Annotated in this window: 10 protein-coding genes; 7 read left to right on the plus strand and 3 right to left on the minus strand. The window is 65.5% G+C overall.

Going from position 1 to position 13,296, the window contains the following annotated elements; all coding sequences use genetic code 11:
- Nucleotides 1-259: 259 nt before the first annotated feature.
- Both JNN06_RS17390 and JNN06_RS17395 read right to left on the minus strand, forming a co-directional pair.
- Nucleotides 260-832 (minus strand): YceI family protein, encoded by a 573-nt coding sequence (locus tag JNN06_RS17390; RefSeq protein ID WP_291240862.1) that lies wholly within the window; start codon nucleotides 830-832, stop codon nucleotides 260-262.
- Between the two features lie 336 nt (nucleotides 833-1,168).
- Entirely contained in the window at nucleotides 1,169-3,415 is a 2,247-nt protein-coding gene (locus tag JNN06_RS17395; protein ID WP_291240853.1) for a hypothetical protein, read from the minus strand.
- Nucleotides 3,416-3,700: 285 nt separating this feature from the next.
- Here JNN06_RS17395 and JNN06_RS17400 point away from each other — a divergent pair, with 285 nt between their 5' ends.
- The 3 genes from JNN06_RS17400 to JNN06_RS17410 all read left to right on the plus strand — a co-directional run bounded on the left by JNN06_RS17400 (nucleotide 3,701) and on the right by JNN06_RS17410 (nucleotide 8,413).
- Nucleotides 3,701-6,019 (plus strand): glycosyltransferase family 2 protein, encoded by a 2,319-nt coding sequence (locus tag JNN06_RS17400; protein WP_291240854.1) that lies wholly within the window; start codon nucleotides 3,701-3,703, stop codon nucleotides 6,017-6,019.
- A gap of 3 nt (nucleotides 6,020-6,022) precedes the next feature.
- Nucleotides 6,023-7,273, plus strand: a complete 1,251-nt coding sequence (locus JNN06_RS17405; protein ID WP_291240855.1) for a glycosyltransferase family 2 protein — start codon at nucleotides 6,023-6,025, stop codon at nucleotides 7,271-7,273.
- A gap of 174 nt (nucleotides 7,274-7,447) precedes the next feature.
- Complete coding sequence (locus JNN06_RS17410) at nucleotides 7,448-8,413, plus strand: hypothetical protein (RefSeq protein ID WP_291240856.1); 966 nt, start codon at nucleotides 7,448-7,450, stop codon at nucleotides 8,411-8,413.
- Nucleotides 8,414-8,429: 16 nt separating this feature from the next.
- Here JNN06_RS17410 and JNN06_RS17415 read toward each other — a convergent pair whose 3' ends face one another.
- Nucleotides 8,430-8,840, minus strand: coding sequence for a lysozyme inhibitor LprI family protein (locus tag JNN06_RS17415; protein ID WP_291240857.1), 411 nt, complete (start codon nucleotides 8,838-8,840; stop codon nucleotides 8,430-8,432).
- Nucleotides 8,841-8,972: 132 nt separating this feature from the next.
- Here JNN06_RS17415 and pyrC point away from each other — a divergent pair, with 132 nt between their 5' ends.
- The 4 genes from pyrC to JNN06_RS17435 form a co-directional block, all read left to right on the plus strand.
- The gene (gene pyrC / locus JNN06_RS17420; RefSeq protein WP_291240858.1) at nucleotides 8,973-10,016 is read left to right on the plus strand and encodes a dihydroorotase; all 1,044 of its coding nucleotides are present in this window, start codon (nucleotides 8,973-8,975) and stop codon (nucleotides 10,014-10,016) included.
- 124 nt (nucleotides 10,017-10,140) lie between these two features.
- The gene (locus JNN06_RS17425) at nucleotides 10,141-10,821 is read left to right on the plus strand and encodes an orotate phosphoribosyltransferase (RefSeq protein WP_291240859.1); all 681 of its coding nucleotides are present in this window, start codon (nucleotides 10,141-10,143) and stop codon (nucleotides 10,819-10,821) included.
- A gap of 240 nt (nucleotides 10,822-11,061) precedes the next feature.
- On the plus strand, nucleotides 11,062-12,573 hold the full coding sequence (locus tag JNN06_RS17430; RefSeq protein ID WP_291240860.1) for a replicative DNA helicase: 1,512 nt from the start codon (nucleotides 11,062-11,064) through the stop codon (nucleotides 12,571-12,573).
- A 52-nt stretch (nucleotides 12,574-12,625) separates the two neighbouring features.
- A partial coding sequence (locus JNN06_RS17435) for an HAD family hydrolase (RefSeq protein WP_291240861.1) occupies nucleotides 12,626-13,296 on the plus strand: 671 nt, incomplete at its 3' end.

Here is a 13,296-nt window from a genome sequence, read left to right on the forward strand (position 1 = left end):
GGCACCACCGCCACGATGCAGGGCAGCACCACACTGGACCGCCGCGCCTTCGGCATGGGGGCTGGCTATGCGGATGAAAGCTCGGTGGGCTTTCCGGTGCAGGTGAACGTGAACCTCACCGCAGAGCGCAAGGGCTGAGGCGAAATCACTCAGATAAAAGGCCGGGGGCGCGCTCCCGGCCTTTTTCATGCGCGCGCCAAAGCAAAAAGCCGGAGGCGTGATGCCCCCGGCTTTGCGGTTCCGCAATTGGCGGCTCAGATCACTCGGCCTTGGAGGCCTCGATCGAGATCTGCACCGTCACTTCATCGCTGACATAGGGCGCGAACTGGCCGAGGTTGAAATCGGTGCGCTTCAGCACGGTGGTGCCGGTGAAGCCCAGCCACGGCTTTTTCTCCATCGGGTGTTCCATCGCCTGCGTCAGCGCCGCATCCAGCACCACCGGCTTGGTCACGCCGTTCAGGGTCAGATCGCCGGTGATCTTGGCGGTCTTCTCGCCGGTCACTTCGATGGCGGTGGATTTGAAGGTCACGTCGCTGTCGGCATTGGCGCCAAAGAAATCGGGCGTCATGAAGTGGTCAAACCGCGCCTGCCAGCCGGTCAGCATGGTTTTCACCGGGAAAGCCACTTCGACCGAAGACGAGGCCGGGGCCTCGGCGTCGAAGCTGATCTTGCCCTCAAAGCCCGAGAACATGCCATAGCTGGTCGAGAAACCGAGGTGATTGTAGCTGAACACGATCTGGCTGTGCGAGGGGTCCAGCACATAGGCCTCGGGCGCGGCGAAGGCCGGGGCGGCGGTCAGGGCGGCAATCAGCGAAAGCGGGGCAAGACGGATCAAGGCAAAACTCCTGTTGGGCCAAGGGGATGCAGCCAGGGCTGCGACTGGCGCAAGATGCCCGTGGGGCAGACCTCGCACAACTCCACATGTTCCAACAAAGTCTGTGCGGGATTGCACATCACATTCCCGCAACGCGCGCGTGAGCCGCACATGGCCCGCCAAAGAAAGGGGGCGCTCGCGCCCCCTCTTGAGCCTGCGGCTCAATTCACCCCCTGAGGATATTTTCGAACAGAAAATGCAGCGGTGTTGCTCTACTTTCATTTTCTGTTCAAAAATATCCTCGGGGGGAAGGCGCGAAACGCGCCGTGGGGGGCAGACAGCCCCCCTTCTGTCTCACGCCTCCACCTTGTCCATCTCGGCCAAGCTCTTGCGGATATAGCGATTGCCGCCGCGCGTCAGCACATAGCGGCCAATCCGGCGTGCCAGATCCGGGCGGCCGCGGTCGAGGGCCTTCTTGAACAGCTCTTTCTGATAGCGGCCAAAATCCTTGCGGGCGCGCAGCAGGCGGTAGAATTCGGCCTCGGTCAGGGTGCCGTTCAGGGCGCTGGTGGTGATGGTGCCCAGCACGCCCATCTGTTGCAAGCTGGAGCCCAGCCGGTGCCCCATCAGCGGCGCGCGCAGTTTCAGCACATTGGCGCCGGTGAAGCGGTCGGCATGGCCGCTATCCAGCGGCTCATAGGGATCATAAAGCAGGATCACCTTGCCCGCCGCGCCCGAGACCTGGGCCGCATCGCCGTAGGGGCCGCTGAAATCGCGGTCCCATGCGGTCTGATAGCGGGTTTCCCAGGGCACGATCTGTTTATCCAGCGTGGATTGCGGGCTGATCGCCACCACATCGGCACCGGGGCAGGCCGCGACAAAGGCGCAGGCCGCATAGCCGCCCATCGAGGCGCCATAGAACACCACCCGCTTGTAGCGGTCGAAGAAATCGCTGGTCGCCAGATCGTCGAACTGATCATGCACCCAGGCATCGCGATACCAGGTCCAGCCGTTTGCCATGCAGCCCAGCATGTCCCAGCCCTGTTTCTCGATGAACCCATAGCCCCAGGGGCGGCGATCCTCGCGTTTGGTCATGGCGATATCGAGATTGTCGAAGGTCACCACCAGCGTATCCGAGCCGCGCGGCACGTAGAGGAAGGAATGCGTGCCGCTGTCGCGCACCCAGCCCTCCGGCCCGGCCAGCTGGGCTGCCAGCTCGGCCCAGGCCTCGGGTTCGGGGGCGATGGCGGCGCGGGCCTCGGCCTCGGCTGCCGCCTGTTCCGAGGGGCGGAACAGCGCCCGCACCACTGGCACATCATCCACCTGCCTTGTGGAGAGCGTCTCGCAGGCGCCGTAGCGGTTCAGGAAGGGATAGGCGCCCGAGCCTTTGCGGATGTCGGTCACCATCCGCGTGCCAGGTTTCAGCGCGCGCTCCATCACCGGGGTCAGATGCGCCACCTTGTTCACATCGCCAAAGCCCGAGAGATTGGCGATCACATCGCAGCCGATCAGCCCCCCCGCCTCGCCAACATGGCGGATGCGGTCAGCCTCGATACCGTTGTCGATCAGGAAGCGGCGATAGGGTTCGACCCAAGCCGAGGGCGTGGCGCACCAGCCGCCCTTGTGATCCAGATCGACCAGCAGCACCTCGCAGTCGTCGCGCAGCGCCAGCGTCACGGCCAGAGTTTGCGCCGTGCCGCCAATATCGGCAAAGACCTCGACCGGCGCCGTGCCCAAAGGCTCCAGCAGGGCCGCCTCGAACTGGTTGCGCCCGCGCCCCTTGATCGGGGCCAGCGCAGCCTTGATGCCATGGTCGCGGCAGGCACGGTCGAACCAGCTGCCGACCGGCGGCAGGCCGTTATGGCGCAGGCCGATCTCGCGCTTGTTCGAGGCCCAGACATGCAGCGCGGTGGTGATGGGCTTCACCGCCAGATCCACCACGCCCGCGCGCCGCATGAACTGCATCCGGTCCGGGTAGGGCACGGGATAGAAGGCATGCAGCGGCTGCACCTGATCCAGCAGGTTGAATTTCTTGATGAAATGCGTGATCAGCAGCGGCCCCCAGACCCCCCAGGGCTGCTGGCTGACATGCACCGGGCTGCCGGCCTCGGCGGCGGCGCGCATCTCTTCCTGCGCCTCGCCTTTCAGGAAGGGCGGGATGGCATAGCGGTTTTCGGTGAAGGCCAGCATGGCGGCCAGCACCGGGCTGTCGGCGGGCAGGCCCAGCACGGCATTGTTCACCCGCACCCGGCCCGGCAGCTCGAAGCCCAGCACATAATCGCTGTCATAGGTCATCGGCTGGAAGCAATACACATCGGTGTCCACCCAGATCATGCCGGGGCAGTGCCGAATCATATGCAGGCGGAACAGGTCGGCAAACAGCGCGAAACTGTCTTTCTGTTCGTATTTGATGAAGTCATCCGTATCGAGGATCTCGCGCCCGTCGCGCAGGATCACCCCTTCGGGCACGTTCGGGATGTCTTCATAGTGGAACAGGGTGATTTTCTGCCCCTTGTCCACGAAGGATTTCAGGCAGAGCTGCTCCATCCAGCTGAGCGCCCCGCCAATCCACAACGTCCCCGCCTCGCGTACCCGCACCATATGACTGCCCACATTCACACCGGCTGAGCCCCGACGGGGCGCCCGATTGGTTATATTTGCGCAACATTGTGTCGAAATCCCGCAGGATTGCCAACGGGGAAGCCCGGGCCTCGGCGGCATTTTCCGTATTTTGGCGGCGAGACTTCGGGAAATTGACGCAAAAGGCACAGGTTTCACGGGAAATCCCGCAAAATTGGGCCGGGGCAAGGCTTTGCCCCATTGTTGCCATCGTGGTAACGATACTGGCCGCGATTGTGATCACCAGTAACCGAGCCGCCCAGACCCATGCCGCAAGACCCCTCCGCCCTGCCCGCGTTCGCCCCCCGCCCGACGACAGGTCGGGTGCTGTGCCGTGGGCTGGGCGCGCGGAAAACCGGGATTGCGGCGCTGCCTCTGCTCTTGGATGCCTGCGTGCAGGACGGGCGGGCGCATGTCACCTTTGGCAACGGGGTGGCAGCGGGGGCGCTGCATCCCGATGGCGCGCCGGGCTGCGCCTTGCCGCTGGAGCTGCGCGGGGTCTCGGGGGCGCTGCTGGCGGTGGTGCGTCACGAGGGGGGCGGGCCGCTGCGATTGGCCTTGCAGGGCGGCGGCGTGCTGGAGATCGCGGCGCCCGAGGCCGAAACCGCCCTGTTTGCCGGGAAGAACACCCTGTTCGGCTTTCGCTATGCCGAAACGCCCGACCAGATCGCCGAGGGCCTGCGCTATCACGCCCGCCATCATGGCGCCGAGGCGGCGCTGTTCGTGAACCGGGCCGAGGGCGGCACCGGTCCGGGCTTTGCCGCGCGGCTGGACCATCTGCTGACCGGCACCGGCCTGACGGTCGTGCTGCTGGACAGCCCGCTGCCGCTGGGCAAGCCGGACAGCCTGCCGGAAACCCACCCTTTCATGGCCCCCGATGCGCCGGGCAAGGACCGCATGGCGCAGCCCGCGCCTGATCCGTGGCTGGCGCCTTTGGGCGAGGGGCTGATCTATGAGGCGGTCAAATGGCGCTTTCTGCGCGCGGCGCGCGCGGTGCTGACGCTGGACCCTTGCGACATCCTCGCGCCGGTCGACCCCGGCCAGCCCCATGCCTTTGACCTTTGCGTGGCGGCGCCTGCGGGGGTCACGCTGTTGGTGGGGCATCGCATCTATCCCTGGCGCATCCGCCCCGGTCAGGCCGAGGGGTTTGGCGATCACGTCTGCCGCCAGTTCGACCATCGGCGCGGCATTGCCCGCTGGGGGGTGGCGCCGGTGAAGGCCGGACTGGAAAACACCTGGCGCATGGTGCGCGTGGCCTATGCCAAGCCCGACGAGGGCGGCGTGGCGCATTTCTACCGCGCCATGGCGCTGCGCGTGCCGGGCCGCAACCCCGGCGAGTTGGCCCCGAAATCGGCGCTGATCGAAGACCCGTCGCTGCTGCGGCTGGCGGGTGAGGCCTTCAACCACCGCCCCGTGCGCCCGCCGGTCTCGAAGCCCAAGGCGCAGCCCGGCCCCGCGACGCAGGCCGGCCGCACCGCCATCGTCACCACCATGAAGAATGAAGGCCCCTTCATCCTCGAATGGCTGGCCTATCACCGCGCCATCGGGGTGGATGATTTCCTGATCTACACCAATGATTGCAGCGATGGCACCGACACGATGCTGGAGCTGCTGACCCAGAAGGGCATCGTCCAGCACCGCCTGAACCCCTATGTGCCCGGCGGCGAGCTGAAGCCGCAGCACGCCGCGCTGCAAGCCGCCGAGAATGAGCCGATCATGCAGAATTGCGGCTGGGGCATCTGCATGGATGTGGATGAATTCATCGACATCAAGGTCGGTGATGGCACGCTCAAGGCGCTCTATGAGGCCATGGGCGAGGCCAATATGATCTCGCTCACCTGGCGGCTGTTCGGCAATTCCGAGGTGCATGGCTATGAGGACCGCTTTCTCATCGACCAGTTCACCCGCTGCGCGCCCGAGCTGGTGCGCAAGCCGCATCAGGCCTGGGGCTTCAAGACGCTGTTCCGCAATATCGACATCTACAAGAAGCTGGGCGTCCACCGCCCCAAGGGCCTGCGCCCCGACCTGTGGGATCAGGTGCGCTGGCTGAACGGCTCGGGCCGCCCGATGCCGAAAGAGGCCTATCGCAACGCCTGGCGTTCCACCACCGAGACCTATGGCTATGACTGGGTGCAGCTGAATCACTATGCCGTGCGCAGCGCCGAGAGCTTTCTGGTAAAGCGCGACCGGGGCCGCGTGAACCATGTCGATCGCGATCAGGGCCTGAACTACTGGTTCCGCATGAATCACAATATCGACGAGGACCGCTCGATCCAGCGGATGATCCCGGCAGCGCAGGCCGAGTTTGACCGGCTGCTGGCCGACCCCGAAATCCGCGCCGCGCATGAGTTTTCGGTGACCTGTCACCGCGACAAGATCGCCGCGCTGATGCAAACCGAAAACTATCGCAACTTCTACGCCGAGCTGACTGGTGCGCGCATGGAGAAACTGTGCCGCATGCAGCATGTGTTCGGGTCGGCGGTGTTCATGGCCGGGCCGGGGGTCATCCCCCCCGACCTGCATGAGCGCGACCTGCCCCCCGATTTTTTCTTTACCGTCGAATTTACCGGCGAAGCGGAGCATTGACCCATGGCCGAGACCTATACCGTCCTGACCACGATGAAGAACGAAGGCGCCTTCCTGCTGGAATGGTTCGCCCATCACAAGGCGCTTGGCTTTGACCGCTTTCTGATCTGCACCAATGATTGCGAAGACCCGACCACCGACATGGTGGTGCGGCTGTCCAAGATGGGCCTCGCGATCCATCACAAGACGCTGTATCGGCCCACGCAATCCATCCAGCGCCGCGCGCTGAAACAGGGCGCGCGCTACCGCGAGGTGAAATCCTCCGACTGGATCTATGTCTGCGATGCCGACGAATTTCTGGCCTCGCATATCGGCGATGGCTCGGTGCGGGCGCTGACGGCGGCGGGCAGTGATGGCGTGGAGGCGATCTCGGTGCCGTGGCGGCGCTTTGGCACCAATGGCCAGAAGGATTACCGCGAGGGGCTGATCACGCAGCAATTCCCCATGGCCAATGCCGCCAGCGGGCCGCGCGCCTATCCTTTCGCCTTTCCGAAATCGCTGTTCCGGGGCGAATTGCTGCGCGAAAAGATGATCTCGCGCGTCGGCGTGCATGTGCCCTTGCCGCGCCCCGAACTGGGCCATGCCCTGCGGGTGGAACTGCCGGGCGGCGTGCCGGTGCAGGAGGCGCATCAGAAGCTGCTGGTGCAGGCCGATTACAGCCGCGCGCAGGTGAACCATTACCAATTGCGCTCGATGGACAGTTTTCTGGTCAAATCGGCGCGTGGCAAGGTGAACCATGTGAATGACAAGATGGGCTACCGCTATTGGGCCTTCAACGACACCAACGAGGAACGCTGCGATCTGATCCGGCGCTATGATGCCGAAGTGGCGCGCTGGATGGAGGAGTTGCTGTCGGATCGCCGCCTGAACACGCTGCATCACCGCGCCGTGCGCTGGCATCGCTCGAAAGTGGCGGAATTGCATGCCAGCCCCGATTTCGCCGAAATGATTACCCAGATCGAGGCGCATCGCAGCCGCATGTCCAGCGAGGAGGCCGCCCCGGCAGAGGCGATGGCCGCCTATCAGGGCGATCTGGATGTGCCGGACGCCGCCGACGATCCGGAGGAAGACGCGCCCGCCGCCACGGAGGCGCCGCACCGCGCCAAGGCGGCGAAAAAGGCCGCGAAAACGGCGAAAACCAAGGCGGCGCCTGCTGCTTTGGCTCTGTCCGGCGCTGAAACCGCCGCCGCCCTGCCTGCGGCAAAGCCGCCGCGCAAGGCCGGGCGCAGCGCCTCCAAGGCGGCCTTGGCCTGAACCGTTCCGCGCCTTCGGGCGCGGCGGTCAGGAGGGGGCGCCGACAGGGCGGGCGGGAAACAATGAAAGGCCATTGTTTCAACCCTGCCCCGGCACTGCCCCCTTGTCTGCCCGCTTTCGACACGCGACACTGCGATACCCGGTTTCATGAAGCCGAAAGCCACCGGAAGTCCCATGTCCAGCAGTTCCAGTTCCCATACCCTGCCCGCACGCTATGATGCGTCCATGGCGACCGATCTGGCCTCCTGGCGGGCCCGGCTGGAAGAGATTTGCGACGAAGAGGGCTATTTCGATCCGGTGGGGGCGCATCACCATGCGCTGTTCACCGATGAGGGCCCGGTGCTGATCGTGTCTTTCGAGACGGTCGATCAGGTGCGCGCCCGCCCCGGCCAGATGCCCTTTGCCGTCTCGGTGGCGGCGGCGCATGGCTGGTCCAGCCTGACGCTGATCGCCGATGGCGAGACCTGGTTCCGCGACCCGGCGGTGTATCGCTATTTCGACCGGCTGATCGACGACGCGTTTTTCGAGGATTTCGACCGCGTGGTGTTCTTTGGCGCCGGGATGGGCGGCTATGCCGCCTGCGCCTTCTCGGTGGCGGCACCCGGTGCGACCGTGCTGGCACTGGCGCCGCGCGCGACGCTTGCCCCCGCCGTCGCAGGCTGGGATCGCCGCCATCTGGCCGCACGCAAGCTCGGCTTCACCGACCGTTTCGGCTATGCCCCCGACATGATCGAGGGCGCCGGTCAGGTGTTCATCCTGCATGACCCGCGCGAGGTCGAGGATGCCATGCATGCCGCGCTGTTCACCAAACCCTATGTCACCCCGCTGCGCGCGCCCTTCCTCGGCCCGCGCCCCGATGCGGCGCTGACTTCCATGGGCCTGCTGGGCCCGCTGCTGGAGGCCGCAACCGAAGGCAAGCTCGATGCCCGGCTGTTCTCGGCGCTGTGGCGCCGCCGCCGGGTCTATGGCCCCTGGCTCAAGACCCTGCTGAACCATCTGGAAGGCAAAAGCCAATGGCGCCGGGCGCTTGGCCTTTGCCGCTCGGTCAATGCGCGGGTGCAGGCGCCGCGCTTCCGCCGCCGTCAGGCAGAGCTGGAGGCGCAGATCGCCCGGGAAAGCGCTTCGGAGCCCACGGCCTGAGGCGCGCCTTTCAGCGTTACTCGCCCTGCCCGGCCAGTTGCCACAGCCCTGCCGCGCGCTCCCGCGTGAGGCTGGCACGGCAGCCATAGATCACCATCGGCTCGGCGCTGCCGCCATGCATCAGATAGCCCTCTGCGGCGCAGGCCTCGTCGCGGAAGGTGACCCAGGCGCGCTGCGCCGCCTTCAGATGGCCCGCCGCGCCCTGCTGGTCTTTCGGCAATGCGGCATCCACCGATTTCATCTGCGCCATCGCGGCCTTGTAGGCATCGTTCAGGTCGCGGTCGGCGCGCTGCCAGTCCTGTTCGGCGCAAAAGGTCATCTCCATCTGCGCCATGGCATTGGCGCAATCCACCTCTTGCGCAAAAGCCGGCGCGGCAGCACCCAGGGCCAAGGCCAGCGCCGGCGCCAGCATCCAAATTTCCCGCATCTATTTCTCCGTCTCAAAAAGCCGTGCCGCCCCATCGCTGGCGGCCCTGCCCGTCAGCCTAAGCCGCCCGACCCGGACGATCCAGCCGAAAATCCGCTGGAAAATCGGCCCCCCTTGCGCTAGGGCCTGCCCATGACCCAGAGCCTCACGCTTCGCCGCCCCGACGATTGGCACCTGCATCTGCGCGATGGCGCGATGCTGAAGGGTGTCCTGCCCGAAACCGCCCGCCATTTTGGCCGCGCGATCATCATGCCCAATCTGGTGCCGCCGGTGGTGACCGGCGATCAGGCCGCCGCCTACCGCGACCGCATCCTTGCCGCCCTGCCCGAAGGCGCCAGCTTCGAGCCGCTGATGGTGCTGTATCTGACCGAGGGCACCGACCCGGCAGATGTGCGCGCCGCCCATGCCAGCGGGCTGGTGAAGGCCGTGAAACTTTATCCGGCGGGCGCCACCACCAACAGCCATGGCGGGGTGCGCAATTTTGAAAATGTCCGCGCCGTGCTGGACACCATGGCCGAGATCGGCCTGCCGCTCTGCGTGCATGGCGAGGTGACCACCCATGAGGTCGACATCTTCGACCGAGAGGCCGTGTTCATCGACACCGTGCTGGACCCGCTGCGCCGCGCGACGCCGGGCCTGCGCGTGGTGATGGAACATATCACCACCGAGGAAGGCGTGGCCTATGCCCGCACAGGCGGCCCCGATCTGGGCGCGACGATCACGACGCATCACCTGATCATCAACCGCAACCACATCCTCGCGGGTGGCATCAAGCCGCATTACTACTGCCTGCCCGTGGCCAAGCGCGAAAAGCACCGGCTTGCGCTCCGCAAGGCCGCGACCAGCGGCGAGGGCTGCTATTTCCTCGGCACCGATTCCGCGCCGCATGTGGATGCGCTGAAAGAACATGCCTGCGGCTGCGCGGGCTGCTTCACCGCCACCAACACCATGTCCTGCCTTGCCCATGTCTTCGAGGAGGAGGGCGCGCTGGACCGGCTGGAGGCCTTCACCTCGCTCAATGGCCCGGCCTTCTACCGCCTGCCGGTCAACGAAGGCACCATCCGTCTGGTGAAACACGAGGCCCCGCATGCCTTCCCGGAGAAAATCTATACCGAGGCAGGCCCCGTCACCGTCTTCAACCCCGGCTTCCCCCTGCATTGGACCGTGGAAGCCTGAGCCTCAGGAACACCGCTTTCATCTTGGTCTAAGTATCCCCCGCGGAGCGTCCTGCCCCCGCCGTGGGAGCCTCCGGCGGGGATATTTGAGCCAAGATGAAACGCACCGCACAAGGATTGATCCGATGATCCCCACCACCTTCCCGCCGAAAGAAGAAATCGCCCGTCTGACCGCCCGCGCCTTTCTGGAAATCGGCGCGGTGCATTTCAATGCGCGCGAGCCCTTCACGCTGGCCTCCGGCCTGCCCTCGCCGACCTATATCGACTGCCGCAAGCTGATCTCCTATCCGCGCATCCGTTCGACCCTGATGGATTTTCTGGCCGTCACCGTGATGCGCGAGGCGGGCTTCGAGGCGTTTGACAATATTGCGGGCGGCGAGACGGCGGGCATTCCCTTTGCCGCGCTGGTGGCCGAGCGTCTGGCCCTGCCGATGAGCTATGTGCGCAAGAAGCCCAAGGGCTATGGCCGCAATGCCCGCATCGAGGGCGCCATGACCGAGGGGCAGCGCGTGCTGCTGGTGGAAGACCTGACCACCGATGGCGGTTCGAAACTGTCTTTTGTCGATGCGATCCGCGACACCGGCGCGACCTGCGGCCATACGGCGGTGATCTTCTACTATGGCATCTTCCCCGAAACCGAGGCGCGTCTGGGTGAACATGGGGTAAAGCTGATCCACCTTTGCACCTGGTGGGACATGCTGGCCGAGGCCCGCGCCCAAGGCAGTTTTGACTCCGAGACGCTGGAGGGCGTGGAGGCTTTCCTGAACGATCCGCGCGGCTGGCAAGCGGCCCGCGCCAAGGGCTGATCCGGCATCGGCAACTCCCCGCCGATCCGCTTTGGCGGGGGGTGCCTTTGGGCCAGGGGCGAATCGTGCGCCCGCACGGGCCGCTTTGAAAATTCGCCAGATATGGTAGCCTGAGGCGGGGTGCCCCCCAACCCTGCGCCCCGGCCGGGGTTGTCCACAGGGTTGTTCCCCAAGTTGTTCCCCGATTGCGGCGCGGCCCGTCCCGCGCTATCCGCAGGGATCAAGAAGGACATGAGGCATATGAACGAGATCACGGCGCTCAAGCCTGCCCCCTTGCCCGGCCCCGCTGATGCCGGTGCCACCACCGAGGCGCTGCCCCACAATATCGAGGCGGAACAGCAGCTTCTGGGCGCGATCCTGACCAATAACGACATTTACGACCGCATCGCCTCGCTGTGCCGGGCCGAGCATTTCTTCGACCCCGTGCATCAGCGCATCTTCGAGGTCGCCGCCGCGCGCATCCAGAAGAACGCGCTCGCCTCGCCGGTCACGCTCAAGGCCTTTCTGGAGGATGATGCGGGGCTGAAAGAGCTGGGCGGCCCGGCCTATCTGGTGCGCCTTGCAGGGGCCGCGATCAGCGCCTTTGCCGCCCGCGAGTTCGCGCAGATGATCTATGATCTGGCGGTGCGGCGCGAGCTGATCCAGCTGGGCCGCGACATTTCGGCCAAGGCGGGCAAGGTCGATCTGACGTCCGAGCCGCGCGAGCAGATCACCGAGGCCGAACAGCGGCTTTACAAGCTGGGCGAACAAGGCGTGGCCGAGCGCGGCTTTCAGTCCTTCCTCAAGGCCGTCACCGAGGCGGTGAACAGCGCCAATGCCGCCTATCAGCGCGGCGGCGGTCTGGCGGGGATTTCGACCGGCCTGATCGACCTCGACAAGAAGATGGGCGGCCTGCACCCCTCTGACTTGATCATTCTGGCCGGGCGCCCCTCGATGGGGAAAACCTCGCTGGCCACCAACGTCGCCTTCAACATTGCCAAGGCCTATAAGCGCGGCCGCACCCATGATGGCAGTGAAGGCGCGGTGGAGGGCGGTTGCGTCGGCTTTTTCAGCCTCGAGATGAGCGCCGAGCAATTGGCCGCGCGCATCCTGTCCGAGGCCGCCGAGGTGCCCTCAGAACAGATCCGTCGGGGCGACATGACGGAAACCGAGTTCCGCCGCTTTGTCGAAGCCGCGAAATCGCTGGAATCCTGCCCGCTTTACATCGACGACACGCCCGCCTTGCCGATCAGCCAGGTCGCTGCCCGCGCCCGTCGCCTGAAGCGCACGCATGGGCTTGACGTGCTGATGGTCGACTATCTGCAACTGCTGAAAGGCACCGGGCGGGGCGAGACCAACCGGGTGCAGGAAGTCTCCGAGATCACGCAAGGCCTCAAGGCCATCGCCAAGGAGCTGAACATCCCGGTCATCGCGCTGTCGCAGCTGAGCCGGACGGTGGAAAGCCGCGACGACAAGCGCCCGCAGCTGAGCGACCTGCGCGAATCCGGCTCGATCGAGCAGGACGCCGATGTGGTGATGTTCGTCTATCGCGATGAATATTATCACGAACGCCTCAAGCCGCCGGAAGATGACCCGCGCTTTGCCGAATGGCTGGAAAAGGCCGAGCGCGTGCATGGCAAGGCCGAGGTGATCCTGGGCAAGCAGCGCCATGGTCCCATCGGCACGGTGGAGCTTTCCTTCGAGGGCCGCTTCACCCGCTTTGGCAACCTGGCGCATGAATGGCAATCCGGCCCGCGCGAGGACGAATACTGAGGCGGGGGCTGCCGCGCTTGCCAGCGGGGGGGCCATGCGGCTACAGGAAAGCATGAGCAGCCAGTTCGACCTTGTGATCCTCGATTGTGACGGCGTGTTGATCGACAGCGAGATCATCTCGCTGTCCATGCTGATTGCCGAGCTGGGCGCGCGCGGCGTGCAGGTCGATCTGGACTATGTGTCGCGCAACTTTCTGGGCCGCAGCTATCCGACCGTGATGCAGGCGATCCGCGATGCCTTCGGGCTGGACCTGCCGCCCGAATTCGAGGCGCGCTATCGTGACCGGCTGCTGGCGGCGTTTGAAACCGATCTGAAGGTGATGCCCGGCGTGCGGGCGGCGCTGGATGGGCTGGCGCTGCCGCGCTGTGTGGCCACCTCCTCCAGCCCGAAACGGGCCGAGCATTCGCTGCGGCTGACCGGGCTTGACGATTTGGTGGGGCCGCGCCTCTTTACCGCCTCGATGGTGGCGCGGGGCAAGCCTGCGCCCGATCTGTTCCTGCATGCTGCTGCCGCTTGCGGCGCCGATCCGGCGCGCTGTCTGGTGATCGAGGACAGTCTGACCGGCATTCGCGCAGGGCTTGCCGCGGGCATGACCGTCTGGCGCTTTACCGGCGGCAGCCATATGGCCGGGCGCCAGCTGAGCCAGCCCGAGGATGCGACGCCGCATCTGGTGTTCAACGATTTCAGCACGTTCCTCGATCTTCACCCTGATTTCCGAGGCCA

Source organism: Gemmobacter sp. (genome assembly GCF_016792925.1).
Classification (GTDB): domain Bacteria; phylum Pseudomonadota; class Alphaproteobacteria; order Rhodobacterales; family Rhodobacteraceae; genus Gemmobacter.

Bases quoted from the DNA above. Each gene is read 5' to 3' on its own strand.
- JNN06_RS17395 (WP_291240853.1), bottom strand. From the start codon at position 3,415: ATGGTGCGGGTACGCGAGGCGGGGACGTTGTGGATTGGCGGGGCGCTC.
- JNN06_RS17400 (WP_291240854.1), top strand. From the start codon at position 3,701: ATGCCGCAAGACCCCTCCGCCCTGCCCGCGTTCGCCCCCCGCCCGACG.
- JNN06_RS17405 (WP_291240855.1), top strand. From the start codon at position 6,023: ATGGCCGAGACCTATACCGTCCTGACCACGATGAAGAACGAAGGCGCC.
- JNN06_RS17410 (WP_291240856.1), top strand. From the start codon at position 7,448: ATGTCCAGCAGTTCCAGTTCCCATACCCTGCCCGCACGCTATGATGCG.
- JNN06_RS17415 (WP_291240857.1), bottom strand. From the start codon at position 8,840: ATGCGGGAAATTTGGATGCTGGCGCCGGCGCTGGCCTTGGCCCTGGGT.
- pyrC (WP_291240858.1), top strand. From the start codon at position 8,973: ATGACCCAGAGCCTCACGCTTCGCCGCCCCGACGATTGGCACCTGCAT.
- JNN06_RS17425 (WP_291240859.1), top strand. From the start codon at position 10,141: ATGATCCCCACCACCTTCCCGCCGAAAGAAGAAATCGCCCGTCTGACC.
- JNN06_RS17430 (WP_291240860.1), top strand. From the start codon at position 11,062: ATGAACGAGATCACGGCGCTCAAGCCTGCCCCCTTGCCCGGCCCCGCT.